We start from the raw sequence: 13,524 nt of genomic DNA, 5'->3' as shown, positions 1-13,524 counted from the left end.
TGACAAAGAGGGAAACCGCGCCATGAATCGATTCGTCACCTGTCTTCTTGCCGGGGGCCTGCTGTCCACGGCAGCCTTTGCTGCCACGCCGGCAGCGCCCACGACGCCAGCCGCCCCGGCAACGCCTGCGGCAGCGACGCCGGCACCGGCACCCGCCGCGGCACCTGCGGCGGCGCCCACTGCCGGCATCGCCGAAGTGGAAACCGCCGTGCGCGCCTGGGCCGCAGCCTGGTCCGCCCGCGACGTGGACCGCTACCTTGCAGCCTACGCGCCCGACTTCACGCCAGCCCGCAACCAGGACCGCAAGCGCTGGGAAGCCGATCGCCGCGCCCGCATCACGGGCAAGTCGAAGATCAGCGTGACCATCGACGACCTGGTGATCAGCGTCAACGGCCAGACCGCCAGCGCCCGCTTCAAGCAGGTCTACCGCGCCGACAAGCTGAACCACACCGACCGCAAGACGCTGGAGCTGCAGCGCGTGGGCAACCAGTGGCTGATCCGCAAGGAAAGCATCGGCGCCTGACCCGCGCCAAGAGCCGGCGACGATTTTTCCCCTGTAAGGGAAATAGGTTCATGAAGATGTCACCGCCGGCCACGATGCTGCAGCCCTCGACCTCCGAAAGCTGTGGCTGCCATGTTTCCCACCAAGACCGACAAGGCGCGCGACGAACTCCAGGGCGGCCAGCGCACGCTCAGCCAGCGTGAGCGCGCGCTGCTGCTGATGGCCGACGGTCGGCGCTCGCTGACCGACTTCAGCCCGCTCTTCACGAACCGTGGCGAAGCCGAGCAGGCGATCCACACGCTGGTGCAGCGGGGCTATCTGGAAGACCCGCAAGCCGCCGCCGCCGTTGCCGCCGCGCAAGCGACAGCCCAGGCCGCTGCGGCTGCGCAGCCCGCCCCGCTGGCCGCCGCCGAGCCGATCCGCATCGCAACCTCCACCGACACCTTCGACGGCAAGCGTTCGCTGGCAACCACGCGCATGTTCCTGTTCGACATCTGCGAGCGCATGTTCGTGCGGCGCGATCCGAAGTTCGCGCTGCAGATGCGCGACGCCCTGCGCGAAGCCCGCGACCGCGAGGCCATGCTGACCATCGCCGCGCTGATGCTCAGCGAAATCGAGAAAACCGCCGGCCCCGAGCGCGCCGAATCGCTGCGCGAGCGCATCGACCGGTTGCTGCCGCCGGCCGAGGTCGTGCACTGAAGCCTGAAGCTGCGGTCCGCGCGATCCACTACACTCGCCCGGGTCAGGAGAGAGCCCCGCACGACGGGGCCGCCGAAGGCGCAGGGGATTCCCGAACGCTCAGGCAAAAGGACTGACAAGGCGCCAGTGCAAACCGGCGTTTCCTTGCTGGAGAGAGGCCGTTGCATGCATTGCACCGGCCCACCGAAGGAGCAAACCCCGATCGTGGGGCGAATCTCTCAGGTAAAGAGGACAGCAGGGGTAGCCCGTGGCGTTGCAGCCATGGATTTCGACTGCCCCTTTGGAGTGCCCCGTGGCCGCTTCCTCCGCTTCCGACGCCCAACTTCTCAAGACGCCGCTCTACGACCTGCACGTGGAACTCGGCGCCCGCATGGTCCCCTTCGCCGGCTACTCGATGCCGGTGCAATACCCCGCCGGCCTGATGGCCGAGCACAAGCACACGCGCGACGCGGCCGGCCTGTTCGACATTTCGCACATGGGCCAGTTGCGCCTGGTCGGGCCCGACGCGGCCGCCGCCTTCGAGACCCTGATGCCGGTCGACGTGATCGACCTGCCCGCCGGCAAGCAGCGCTACGGCCTGCTGCTGAACGACGAAGGCGGCATCCTGGACGACCTGATGTTCTTCAACGAAGGCAACGGCTCGATCTTCGTGATCGTGAACGGCGCCTGCAAGGTGGACGACATCGCCCACATCCAGCGCCAGATCGGCGCGCGCTGCGACGTTCAGCCCCTGCCCGACCACGCGCTGCTCGCGCTGCAAGGCCCGCAGGCCGCCGCCACGCTGGCGCGGCTGTCGCCCGGCATCGAGCGCTTCGTGTTCATGACCGGCGGCGCGGTGCAGATCGGCGGCATTGCCGCCTTCATCACCCGCAGCGGCTACACCGGCGAAGACGGCTTCGAGATTTCGGTGGCCGCCAAAGATGCCGACGCTCTGGCCCGCCTGCTGCTGGCCCAGTCCGAGGTCAAGCCCGTCGGCCTCGGTGCGCGCAATTCGCTGCGGCTCGAAGCCGGCCTGTGCCTGTACGGCAACGACATCGACACCACGACCACGCCGGTCGAGGCCTCGCTCAACTGGGCGATGCAGAAGGTGCGCCGCGCGGGCGGCGCGCGCGAAGGCGGCTTTCCGGGCGCGGCCAAGATCCTGGCGCAGCTCGCCGCAGTCACGGCAGGGGCCGCCGGCCACACCGACCACGACACGCTCAAGCGCAAGCGCGTGGGCCTTGTCGCCCTCGAGCGCATTCCGGTGCGCGACGGCACGGTGCTGCAGTCCTTCGAGGGCCAGGACATCGGCGTCGTCACCAGCGGCCTGCTCGGCCCGACGGCCGACCGCTGCATCGCCATGGGCTATGTGGCCACCGCCTTTGCCGAACCCGGCACGCGCGTGCAGGCCATCGTGCGCGGCAAGCCCGTGCCGATGGAAGTCTCGACCATGCCTTTCGTGCCGACCCGCTACTACCGCGGCTGAACACTGCAGACCCGGCTAGGCTCTGCACCCCGATTCATTTTTTCCACGAGGAGTTTTCCCATGAGCATCAAGTACACCAAGGACCACGAATGGGTGTTGGCCGAGGGCGGTGCCGCCACCGTCGGCATCACCCTGCACGCGCAGGACGCGCTGGGCGACGTGGTGTTCGTCGACCTGCCTGAAGTCGGCAAGACCTTTGCGCAAGGCGAAGTCGCCGGCGTCGTCGAATCGGTCAAGGCCGCCGCCGACGTGTTCATGCCCGTGTCGGGCGAGATCACCGAAGTGAACGAAGCGCTGCGCGCCGATCCGTCGCTTGCCAACAGCGACCCGCTGGCCAGCGGCTGGTTCTTCAAGGTCAAGCTGAGCGAACCCGCGCAACTCGACGCGCTGCTCGACTCGGCCACCTACGACAAGTTCGCCGCCGAATCCTGATCCACCGCGTTCCCCCGCCTTTCCTTCTTCTCCCCAAGCCTTCACCGCCATGCCGATTCCCGCCCTTCCCTCTTTGCAAGAACTAGAGAACGCCGAAGAATTTCTCGCCCGCCACATCGGCATCGATGCGGCGGACGAGGCGCGCATGCTGCCGGTGATCGGCTCGGCGACGCGGGCGGAACTCATCGACGGCATCGTGCCCGCGGCCATCCGCCGCACCAGGCCCATGCGCCTGCCCGCACCGGTGACCGAAGCCGATGCGCTGGCCGAACTGAAGGCGATGGCGTCGAAGAACAAGGTGTTCAAGAGCTTCATCGGCCAGGGCTACTACGGCACGCACACGCCGGGCGTGATCCTGCGCAACGTGCTCGAAAACCCCGCCTGGTACACCGCCTACACGCCCTACCAGGCCGAAATTTCGCAGGGCCGCATGGAAGCCCTGCTCAACTTTCAGACGATGGTGTGCGACCTCACGGGCATGGCCATCGCCAACGCATCGATGCTCGACGAAGCCACGGCGGCCGCCGAGGCCATGACGCTCGCCAAGCGCAGCGTGAAGAGCAAAAGCAACGTGTTCCTGGTCTCGGGCGACTGCCATCCGCAGACCATCGAAGTCATCAAGACGCGCGCCGCGCCGCTGGGCATCGAGGTCAAGGTGAGCACCGTGTCCGAAACGCTGCCGCACCTGATGGTGAGCGGCGAGTTCTTCGGCGTGCTCGCGCAATACCCCGCCACCACCGGCCACGTGCACGACCTGCGACCGCTCGCGGGCCACGCGCACCAGTGCGACGCCGCCTTCATCGTCGCGGCCGACTTGCTGGCACTCACTTTGCTCGTCGCGCCAGGCGAGTTCGATGCCGACATCGTCTGCGGCACCACGCAGCGCTTCGGCATGCCGCTGTGCAACGGCGGCCCGCACGCCGCCTACCTGGCTTGCCGCGACTCGTTCAAGCGCTCGCTGCCGGGTCGCCTCGTCGGTGTGAGCGTCGACACGCACGGCCAGCCCGCCTACCGCCTCGCGTTGCAAACGCGCGAGCAACACATCCGCCGCGAGAAGGCCACATCCAACATCTGCACGGCGCAGGTGCTGCCGGCCGTCGTCGCCAGCATGTACGCCGTGTACCACGGGCCCGATGGCCTGACGCGCATCGCACAGCGCGTAGCGGCGCTCACCGCCATCCTCGCGCAAGGCCTCGCGCAGATGGGTCGCGAGCCGGTCAACACCACCGCCTTCGATTCGCTGACCGTCCGCACCGACGACGACACGCCGAAGATCATCGAGCGTGCCTACGCCGCCGGCGTCAACCTGCGCCAACGTTTGCAGCAGCACCTGGGCATCTCGCTGGACGAGACCAGCACGCGCGCCGACGTCGAAACGCTGTGGGCCCTGTTCGTGCCCGCCGGCACGCCGATGCCGCGCTTCGACGACCTTGCCGGCAAGGCCGTGCCGCTGATCCCCGAAGACCTGCGCCGCACCAGCCCCTTCCTCACGCATCCGGTGTTCAACACGCACAAGAGCGAAACCGCGATGCTGCGCTACATCCGCAGCCTGTCCGACAAGGACCTCGCGCTCGACCGCAGCATGATCCCGCTGGGCAGCTGCACGATGAAGCTCAATGCGACCAGCGAGATGATCCCGATCACCTGGCCCGAGTTCGCGAACATCCACCCCTTCGCACCGGCCGACCAGCTGCAGGGCTACGCGCAACTCGACGCGCAACTGCGCGCCTGGCTGTGCGAAGCGACTGGCTACGCGGGCATCAGCCTGCAGCCCAATGCCGGCTCGCAAGGCGAATACGCCGGCCTGCTGGCCATCCGCTCCTTCCATGAAGCCAAGGGCCAGGGCCATCGCAACATCTGCCTGATTCCGTCGTCGGCGCACGGCACCAATCCCGCGAGCGCGCAGATGGTGGGCCTGCAGGTGGTGGTGACGGCCTGCGATGCGCAGGGCAACGTCGACATGGACGACCTGAAGCGTGCCTGCGAGAAGCACAGCGCCAACCTGGCGGCCGTGATGATCACCTACCCCAGCACGCACGGCGTGTTCGAGACCCGCGTGAAGGAGCTGTGCGAGCTGGTGCACGAACACGGCGGCCGCGTGTACGTGGACGGCGCCAACATGAACGCGCTGGTCGGCGTGGCCGCGCCGGGCGAGTTCGGCGGCGACGTGAGCCACCTGAACCTGCACAAGACCTTCTGCATTCCGCACGGCGGTGGCGGCCCCGGCGTCGGCCCTGTCTGCGTGGTCGAAGACCTCGTGCCTTACCTGCCGGGCCATGCAACGGCAGGTTTGGCATCGAACGGCGTGGGCGCCGTCTCGGCCGCGCCGCTGGGCAACGCGGCCGTGCTGCCGATCAGCTGGATGTACTGCCGCATGATGGGCGCCAAGGGCCTGCAGGCCGCGACCGAAACCGCGATCCTGAGCGCAAACTACATCAGCGCGCGCCTGAAGGACCACTACCCCACGCTGTACGCAAGCCCCAACGGCCATGTCGCGCACGAGTGCATCCTGGACCTGCGCCCACTGAAAGACACCAGCGGCGTCACCGCCGAAGACGTGGCCAAGCGCCTGATCGACTACGGCTTCCACGCGCCCACATTGAGCTTCCCGGTGCCCGGCACGCTGATGGTCGAGCCGACCGAGAGCGAGCCGCTGGCCGAACTCGACCGCTTCATCGACGCAATGATCGCCATTCGCGGCGAAATCCGCCGCATCGAAGAAGGCGTGTGGCCGAAGGAAGACAACCCGCTCAAGCACGCACCGCACACGGCGGCCAGCCTGCTCGGAACGGAATGGGCGCACCCCTACTCGCGCGAACTCGGCGCGTTCCCGCTGGCCGAACTCAAAAAGGCCAAGTACTGGCCGCCGATCGGCCGCGTCGACAACGTGTATGGCGACCGCAACCTGTTCTGCAGTTGCGTGCCGGTGGGCGACTACAAGGAAACCGAAGAAGCCTGAGGCCGGCAAACCCGCGCCTCGGTGGCCCGCCGCACACCCGCGGCGCGGTCACTCTGCCGGATGCAGCCATCGCCGTGGCCGCGATGGTCGAAGCCCTGTTACTGCTTCTTCTTTTTGGCGATATCGGCGGTGGCGATCTGCTGACGCAGCCCGCGCAGGCTGGCCTTCAGCTTGCGCTCGTTCTCCGGGCCCATGCGCACCATGATCTTCTGGCCCGAGGACATCGATTCGAGCCTCGGGTCGACGTACTCGTAGCGCACCCAAGGCCGCGTCGACGGCACGTCGCCCTTCACCTCGACCAGCCGCACCTGCACCGGCCCGGTGGGCTCTGGCGCTTGCAACAGATGATCGATCACGGCAATGAGCCGGTCGTTGAAGTAGCGCCCCGGGTAGCCCAGCTCTTCATAGGCCTGCTGGAACAGCGGATAGAGCTTGGCGTACACCGCTGCCGCCTTCGCCGGATCGATCGACTCGGCCAGCAGCACGATGCCGTTGTAGCGTGCAGCGTTGTTGGCAGCGATGGTCTGCGCGCCGCCCTGCGGCCCTTCGGTGATGAAGCGCTGCCCCGTCGGTTGCACCGGCCACGCGCTGGCAGGCGACTGTTCGCGCGCGAGGTTGTCGACCGTGGCGACAAAGCGCCGCACGATGCCGTCGGAACGCAGGAAGGCTTCCGCGTTCTTGCCGCCGAGCAATTCGGCCAGCGCCTTCATCACGCGCGAATCGGAATCGGCGAGCTTGGGCAGGGCCGCATCGGGCGGCGCGAGCGCATCGACCGGGTTCTGCGGGCCGGTGGGCTCGGCGGCAGGCGGCGGGGCGGGCGCATCGTTCGGCGCGGCGGCCACCGGCACGGGTTCGGCTGGCTTGACCTGTTGCTGCTGATACCAGCGCCAACCGAAGAAGGCAGCCACCAGCGCCAGCAAAACGATGACGACGATGGTGCCGGTCGGTGCCTCGCGGCGGGGCCTGAATTCGGGAGAGTCGCGCGTATCGCGCGTGTCGCTGTCGGACATGAGGTCGGTTTCCTTTTGCGAAGGCTGCAGTGGGAGACGGAGCTATGGTGCACCAATAACGGCCGCACCACGGCCACATCCTCGTAACGCACTGTGACGCGCCGACCGCGCGGAAGTTCAGTCGATGCCGATGACGTGCGCCTCGCGCGGGTCGACCTTGCCCGCATGCAGGTTCGCGATCACCGCCTGCGCATGCGCAAAACCCTCGCCGCGTGCCAGCGTCATCCAGCGGTTGCCGGGTTGGCTCAGTTCGGCGACGAAGCGGCCCTGTGCTTCGTTGAAGCGGCGGTTGACCTCCTCCGGGCCCCAGTCGGCATTCCGCTTGCGGATCTGCACGGGCGCGAAGTAGAGCTGGGGCGTCGGGCCAGGCAGCGCGTCGGTGTTGCCGAGAAACTCGGTCTTCTGCGCCGAGCCTGCATAGCAGTCGTACACCAGTGCATCGCCGAAGTGATGGTGAATGGTCGCGCGCAGATCGTCGTTGCCCGAGAAGTCAATGTAGAGCGTGGGCACGTCGGCCGGCAGCGTGGTGATGTCCTCGTAGCTCAAGGTGCGGTCGTAGCAGCCCAGCCCTTCCACGAAGGCGCGGTTGCCGGCCGAGGTGGCGGCAATCAGCTGCAAGCCCTCTCGCTTGTCGAGGCAGAACGCGGTGCCGAACGCCGTCTTGCTGGACGCGCTCGACACCACCACCTGCGTCGCGCCCAAGAAGCCCTTGTCTTCCAGGAAGTCGGCCAGCATGAACGAGGTGATGAAGAGCGGGCGCACCAGCATCTGGTAGTCCTCGAGTGCGGCAACGTAGCCGGCGTCGTTGCTGCAGCGCATGTATTGGTTGTAGGCCGACACCAGTTCGCTGCGGTGCGCTGCGCCGTCGTAGAAACCCCGCGCCGTCACGCGCACCGGCTGCATGCGCAGGTGGCTCGCGATCGGGAAGTAGCCGTAGAAGCGCTCGCCCACGGCCACACCTTCCACGTTCGATGCCGCCACGTCGGCAAAGCCCCAGGCCGGCATGTGGCCCCAGTCGGCATCGCCGGTGGGAAAGAACTGCCAGTACTTCATCACCGCGTCACCGAAGGCGGCATAGGTGATGTTGTTGGTGGTCAGCGAGAAGCGGCTGATTTTCATCAGCACCTCGCCGGGTTGCAGCGCGCCGTCGTCGGGCGTGGTCAGCACGCGGGTCGTGCCGAGTGCGTTCTTGCGCGTTTCGAGGCGGGTTAAAGTGAATGCGTTGTTCATTCGCAAACTGTATGGCGCCCCGTCCCGCGACGGGTTCGGAAAACCAGTCGATGCCCGCCGCACCCCGCTCCAAGCCCCTGAAACGCCCCACGCAGGCACGCGGCAAGTTCACCGTTCAGGCGATCTACGACGCCTTTGTTCGGATTTGGACCGCGCACGGATGGGAAGGCGTGACCACGCGCGCCGTGGCGCTCGAAACCGGCATTGCCGTCGGCACGCTCTACGACTACTTTCCCGACAAGGAAGCGTTGCTCTCGGGCTATGTGCGCCATTGCGTCGAGGCGCTGCTCGCACGCATCGACGCCGAGGTGATCGCACTCACCGATCTCGCGTGGCGCGAGCGAGTGCAACGGTTGGTGCGCCTGACCTGCGACGCGCAACTCGAAGGCCTGCCCGCCTTCGACCACGAGATGCTGATGCTCGAACACCGCGTGGCCGAGCCCAAGCACCATCGCCGGGTGTACGACGAACTCGCGGCGCGCTGGATGCAGGCTTTCGCGGCCTGCGAAGACCTGCAGCCACCGCCCTCGCCCACCACCATCCACGCACTGCTGACCGCCGCCTGGGGTGGCCGCCGTTACCGGCTGCTGGTGCAGCCCCTGAACGACGATCGCGACGATTGGGTCGGCGAGATGCAGGCGATGGTCATGGCGCGCCTGCTGGCGCGCTGAGCGACTGCAGCCACGCCAGCGAGCCCTGCAGCTCGGCCGGGCGAATCTCGTGCGCGCCCGGAAAATCCGAACCAGACAACGCCAGCGGCAGCGTGCGCGCCAGTTCGCGCGTGGCCTCCGCGGCGCTGGGCGGAATCACGTTGTCGGCGCTGCCGTGGCTCACCCACAGCGCCTTGCCCTCGAAGGCCTCGGGCGGCGCAATGTGCGGCACCACCTGCGACAGCAGCCGGCTGTGCCACACCATCGCGGCACGCACGCTCTCGGGTTTTGTCAGCAGCAGCGACAGCGCCATGATCCCGCCCTGGCTGAAGCCGCCGACCACGATGCGCTCCGGCGGCACACCGAGTTGCTTGGCGGCCGAGGCGATCATCTCGCCGACCAGGAAGCGGCTTTCGCGCTCCTGCTCTTCGTTGATCTGACGCTCGCCATTGGCCAGTATCTGGAACTCGAACCAGGCGTAGGCATCGGGCGACAGCACATAGGGCGCGCGCAGGCTCAGCACATGAAACTGCGGCGGCATCATGCGCGCCAGCCCGAACAGGTCCTGCTCGTTGCTGCCGACGCCGTGCATCAGCACCAGCAGCCAGGGTTCGCGCACCTGGGGCTGCGCGGCGTGTTCCAGGAACTTGAGGGGCAGGTGAACTTGGGTCATGGATGGGTTCAGAGCGATGTAGAAAAACCTTGGGCCAACGCGCGCGTGACTTCCGCTGCGGGCAGCTCGCGGCAGCCGGTCGCATTCTGGCCCGACCACAGCGGAGAAAAATCGCCACTGCCCTTGGCTTCGGCCTTGGCGCGCAGCGGCGCGATGGCCGAGGTGGCGAGTGGAAATTCCGGAGCTGCTGCGCCGATGGGCCCCAGCTCGCGAATCACGCGATTGACGATGCCGCGTGCCGGCCGGCCCGTGAACAGATTGGTCAGCACCGTGTGGCGCGCGGCCTCGCTCTTGAGCGCCGCGCGGTGCAGCGCACTGGTCGTGGCTTCGGGCGTCAGCATGTAGGCGGTGCCGATCTGCACGCCCGCGGCGCCCAGCGCCATGGCCGCGGCCACGCCGTTCGCATCCGCGATGCCGCCGGCCGCGATCACGGGCAGCTTGATGGCGCGCACCAGTTGCGGCAGCAGCGCGAAGGTGCCGAGCTGCTTCGTCAGGTCGTGCGAGAGAAAGTGCCCGCGATGCCCGCCTGCTTCGAGCCCCTGCGCAATGACGGCATCGGCGCCATGCGCTTCGAGCCACAGCGCTTCTTCGAGCGTGGTGGCCGATGCCAGCACCTTCGCGCCCCAGCCGTGCACCTGCGCCAGCAGTGCCTCGGATGGCAGCCCGAAATGAAAGCTCACGACCGGGGGCTTGAACTCGGCCAGCAGATCGGCCACGTCGGCGCTGAAGGGGTTGCGGCCCGGCCCGGCCGGGATGCTCGCCGCATCGATGCCGTACTCGGCGTAGTACGGCGCCAGCGCGGCGCGCCAAGTCGCTTCGCGCTGCGCGCTCGGTTCGGGCGGTGTGTGGCAGAAGAAGTTGACGTTGTAGGGCTTGTTTGTTCCAGCGCGGATTGCCGCGAGTTCGCCGCGCATCGCGTCGGCGCTCAACATGGCGCAGGGCAACGAGCCGAGCCCGCCTGCATTGCTGACCGCAATTGCCATCGCGCTGCCTTGCACGCCGGCCATCGGCGCCTGGATCAGGGGAAGTTCGGTACCGAGAATCTGCTTCAGCGTCGTCATGCGAAAGGTTCCTTGTGTGTCGATGCCGGCCATTCTCCCGCCAAGCCGGTGGTCGCCTTGGCGGCGGGGTCATGGCCGCCCGGCTTCGGCACAATCGCGGGCATGCACAGTCCGCTCGTTTCCAGCCCCGTTCTTTCGCGCACCCTGCTTGCAGGCGCCATCGCCCTGCTTTTCGGCCTCGCTGGCTGCTCGCAGGAAGACAGCAGTTCTTCTTCCGCCACCACGACAGTAGACGCTCCGGCGGCAGCAGTCACCACAGAAGCAGCCCCAGCCCCCACCAACGCCGCCACGCTCAAGCGCGGCGAACTCATGGCGCTGATATTCCCCGGCTGGGAAGACAAGGACGACGGCCGTGGCGGCGCCGTGCAGTTGCCGGACATCGGCAATGACGGCAAGCCCGTGTCGGGCAGCGAGGCCGAGCAGCAAGCCAACGTGTCGCCGCGCGAGGTGGTGCGCCTGGACGACACGCACGCCGTGATGCTGACCGAGACCGTGCCGCTCGACGACCAGGGCCAACCCATCAGCAGCCACGTGGCCGGAGCCTGGCTCGGCGCCTACTTCTTCGAGCAGGGCGCCGACGGATGGACGCTCACCAAGCGCAGCGACGGCGTCGACTACCTCGGTTTCATGGGCAACATCGGCCAGACGAGGGTGGAGCGCATCGCGCCGCAGCGCTTCGTGCTGACCACCACCAGCGGCAGTTGCTGGCAGGGCAACTGCGGCACCTGGTTCTCGGTCTACGAACTGGGCGCCAGCACGGTGCACGAGCTGGTCACCAGCATCCCGCTGTCGGCGACGAACAGCGGCGCCGACGAGGCCTGCGAGCAGGTGCTGCAAAACAAGCGCCCGGAGACCCCGGCGCGCGGCAGTTGCTTCGATGTGGACGGCACGCCGGAGTTTGTGCTGGGCACCGACGACGAACCGGGCGACATGCGCATCGTGTTCAGCGGCGCGCAAACGACCAACACCAGCGACCGTGCTCAGACCGTCGACCGCACGGTGATCTATACCTATCGCAAGGGCACCTATGTGCCGGGTGAGGGGCGCAATCCTGTGCCGGGGTTTTGACGGCGTCTTGCTCGTCGTGATGCTCGGGGCGGGTTCATTCGGGGCGAGTGCGAATGACACCAGGTGCTCCCCTCCGCGAATGTCCCCCGCTTCGCTCCTCCTTTATTTCGCTGCGGGGAGCACCTGGCGTCATTCGCACCTGGGCACGCTGTGCGTTTCCGGCCGATCAACCAGTGCTCTGAGCGCTCACGTCGATACGGGGCTCTTCTTAGCTAAATAAAGGAGGAGCGAAGCGGGGGACATTCGCGAAAAAGAACACCGTGTCGGCGTGAGCGACGCCCTGAACAGCAGCGCCCGCTACTTATTCCTCGCTGGTCCACTCCACCTGCACGCCCAGGCTGCGCAGGTTCTCGACAAAGCGCGGATGCGCGCGCCGGATCGGCGTGGCATTGCGGATCTCCGAACGCCCCTCGATGCTCGCCGCCACCATGAACAGCGCAATCGCCACGCGGATGATGTAGGGGCTCTCCACCACCGCCGGCGTCAGCGGATTGCCGCCGAAGGTAATCAGCCGGTGCGGATCGGACGAGAACACATGCGCGCCGAACTTCGACAGTTCGCCCGTCCAGCCCAGCGCGCCGTCGTACACCTTGTTCCAGAACATCGCATTGCCCTGCGCGCGCACGCCCAGTGCAATGAAGATCGGCAGCAGGTCCACCGGAAAGTAAGGCCATGGCGCCGCCTCGACCTTGGTCAGCACGTTGCTCGTGAAAGGCGTCTGCACCTTCAGCGGGCCGCTGCGGATCGCGCGCGACCAGCCGTCTTCGTGCGTGATCTGCACGCCGAACTTGGCAAAGGTGCGGTCGATCAGCGGGAAGTTTTCTGGCGCGCTGTTGCGCACGACCACGTCACCACCCGTGATGGCGCCCAGCGCCAAAAAGGTCGTGATCTCGTGGAAGTCTTCGTCGAAACGAAACTCCCCGCCCTTCAGCGCGTTGCCGCCATGCACCGTCACCCGCGAAGTGCCCATGCCTTCGATGCGCACGCCGATCATTGCCATGAAGCGGCAGAACTCCTGCACGTGCGGCTCCGACGCGGCATTGGTCAGCGTCGAAATGCCGTCCGCAGCAGCGGCGCACAGCACGAAGTTCTCGGTGGTGGTGACCGAGGCGTAGTCGAGCCAGTGGTCGGTGGGCGTCAGCCGACCGTCGCTGTGCACCAGCAGCGAACCTTCGGTGCGCTCGACCTTGCCGCCGAAGCGCTGGAACACCTCCACGTGCGGATCGATCTCGCGCACGCCCAGGGTGCAGCCCTTGACGTTGTCTTCCAGCCGCGCCACGCCGAAGCGTGCCAGCAGCGGCGGCACCAGCATGATGGACGATCGCATTTCCTCGGGCAGCCGGTGCAGCGACGCGTCGAAAGTGGTCTCGCGGTGGTGCAGTTCGAGCGTGCCGGTCTCATGGTCCATGTGCACGTCGCTGCCGAGCGTACGGAAGATGTCGAGGATCTTGCGCACGTCGGTGATGTCGGGCACGCCATGCAGGCGCAGGGGCTCATAGGTGAGCAAGGTGGCGCAAAGCACCGGGAGCACGGCGTTCTTGTTGGCGGAGGGAGTGATGCGGCCACGCAGCGGCGTACCGCCGTGCACGATGAGGTTGGACATGAAGAGGCGGGAAAAGCGGGAGGCGGTGGGAGAAAAAGGCCGCGGACAATCCGAAACCAGAAGCGGACAACTTTACCGTCTGAAAGCAGCATGAACGGCGCTGAAGTTGTAAGAACTTCAAAGCGGAAGCCGCGGAATTAACAATTCTTTCGCGTTACATCCAACCAGTTTT

At 67.0% G+C, this 13,524-nt stretch carries 12 protein-coding genes and 2 riboswitches; of the genes, 7 read left to right on the top strand and 5 right to left on the bottom strand.

From position 1 onward, the window contains the following. Positions 1–22: 22 nt before the first annotated feature. From H7F35_RS24675 to gcvP, 5 genes are all read left to right on the top strand, one after another. Positions 23–523: a DUF4440 domain-containing protein gene (locus H7F35_RS24675; RefSeq protein ID WP_187109188.1), complete on the top strand. Its 501-nt coding sequence runs from the start codon at positions 23–25 to the stop codon at positions 521–523. A 111-nt stretch (positions 524–634) separates the two neighbouring features. After that, positions 635–1,201 carry a hypothetical protein gene (locus H7F35_RS24670; RefSeq protein WP_187109187.1) on the top strand — a complete coding sequence of 189 codons (567 nt, stop codon included), beginning with the start codon at positions 635–637 and terminating at the stop codon, positions 1,199–1,201. A 34-nt stretch (positions 1,202–1,235) separates the two neighbouring features. Continuing rightward, positions 1,236–1,326: riboswitch (glycine riboswitch) on the top strand. Between the two features lie 12 nt (positions 1,327–1,338). Beyond that, positions 1,339–1,446, top strand: a riboswitch (glycine riboswitch). Positions 1,447–1,493: 47 nt separating this feature from the next. Beyond that, positions 1,494–2,666, top strand: coding sequence for a glycine cleavage system aminomethyltransferase GcvT (gene gcvT, locus H7F35_RS24665; RefSeq protein ID WP_187109186.1), 1,173 nt, complete (start codon positions 1,494–1,496; stop codon positions 2,664–2,666). 60 nt (positions 2,667–2,726) lie between these two features. After that, on the top strand, positions 2,727–3,098 hold the full coding sequence (gene gcvH / locus H7F35_RS24660; RefSeq protein WP_187109185.1) for a glycine cleavage system protein GcvH: 372 nt from the start codon (positions 2,727–2,729) through the stop codon (positions 3,096–3,098). Positions 3,099–3,147: 49 nt separating this feature from the next. Then, a complete protein-coding gene (gene gcvP / locus H7F35_RS24655; protein ID WP_187109184.1) occupies positions 3,148–6,057 on the top strand; it encodes an aminomethyl-transferring glycine dehydrogenase in 2,910 nt (969 codons plus the stop codon). Between the two features lie 98 nt (positions 6,058–6,155). On the opposite strand, the gene H7F35_RS24650 is transcribed toward gcvP, so the two are convergent. Continuing rightward, positions 6,156–7,067, bottom strand: a complete 912-nt coding sequence (locus H7F35_RS24650) for a DUF3014 domain-containing protein (protein ID WP_187109183.1) — start codon at positions 7,065–7,067, stop codon at positions 6,156–6,158. 117 nt (positions 7,068–7,184) lie between these two features. Then, positions 7,185–8,297, bottom strand: a complete 1,113-nt coding sequence (locus H7F35_RS24645; RefSeq protein WP_187109182.1) for a DUF2855 family protein — start codon at positions 8,295–8,297, stop codon at positions 7,185–7,187. A 50-nt stretch (positions 8,298–8,347) separates the two neighbouring features. Between H7F35_RS24645 and H7F35_RS24640 the strand changes: the two genes are divergently transcribed. Next, entirely contained in the window at positions 8,348–8,968 is a 621-nt protein-coding gene (locus H7F35_RS24640; protein WP_187109181.1) for a TetR/AcrR family transcriptional regulator, read from the top strand. Here H7F35_RS24640 and H7F35_RS24635 read toward each other — a convergent pair. Next, complete coding sequence (locus H7F35_RS24635; protein ID WP_187109180.1) at positions 8,943–9,620, bottom strand: alpha/beta hydrolase; 678 nt, start codon at positions 9,618–9,620, stop codon at positions 8,943–8,945. The genes H7F35_RS24640 and H7F35_RS24635 overlap by 26 nt on opposite strands. A gap of 8 nt (positions 9,621–9,628) precedes the next feature. After that, complete coding sequence (locus tag H7F35_RS24630; RefSeq protein WP_187109179.1) at positions 9,629–10,681, bottom strand: NAD(P)H-dependent flavin oxidoreductase; 1,053 nt, start codon at positions 10,679–10,681, stop codon at positions 9,629–9,631. A 102-nt stretch (positions 10,682–10,783) separates the two neighbouring features. On the opposite strand from H7F35_RS24630, the gene H7F35_RS24625 reads away from it, so the two are divergent. After that, positions 10,784–11,749 carry a hypothetical protein gene (locus H7F35_RS24625; protein WP_187109178.1) on the top strand — a complete coding sequence of 322 codons (966 nt, stop codon included), beginning with the start codon at positions 10,784–10,786 and terminating at the stop codon, positions 11,747–11,749. A 301-nt stretch (positions 11,750–12,050) separates the two neighbouring features. On the opposite strand, the gene H7F35_RS24620 is transcribed toward H7F35_RS24625, so the two are convergent. Then, a complete protein-coding gene (locus H7F35_RS24620) occupies positions 12,051–13,352 on the bottom strand; it encodes a UDP-N-acetylglucosamine 1-carboxyvinyltransferase (RefSeq protein WP_187109177.1) in 1,302 nt (433 codons plus the stop codon). Between the last annotated feature and the right edge of the window lie 172 nt (positions 13,353–13,524).

Source organism: Variovorax sp. PAMC26660, from assembly GCF_014302995.1.
Taxonomy (GTDB): Bacteria; Pseudomonadota; Gammaproteobacteria; order Burkholderiales; family Burkholderiaceae_C; genus Variovorax.
This window is presented reverse-complemented; position numbering and strand designations above follow the sequence as displayed.